General features: G+C 70.4%; 1 pseudogene. It reads left to right on the top strand.

Going from position 1 to position 203, the window contains the following annotated elements:
• Nucleotides 1–203: pseudogene (locus BFF77_RS37175) on the top strand (monooxygenase); the annotation flags it as partial.

The following is a 203-nucleotide window of genomic DNA, read 5'->3' as shown; positions in this document are numbered from 1 at the left end:
GGAGGCGGACTGGGTGGCCACGATCCGCCAGAAGGCCGCCGATCTGCACGCGTTCCAGGCCGAGTGCACCCCGGGCTACTACAACAACGAGGGCATGCCCCGGGAGCGCGGACAGTCCTACGGAGACGGACCCGTCGCGTTCCATGCCCTGCTCAAGCGCTGGCGCGCGGACGGCGGCCTGAAGGATGTCCTCGTGGAGGCCG

The sequence above is a fragment of the Streptomyces lushanensis genome, assembly GCF_001700515.1.
Classification (GTDB): Bacteria; Actinomycetota; Actinomycetes; order Streptomycetales; family Streptomycetaceae; genus Streptomyces; species Streptomyces lushanensis.
Note: the sequence above shows the minus strand (reverse complement) of the source record. Positions and strands in the feature narration are given on the sequence as shown.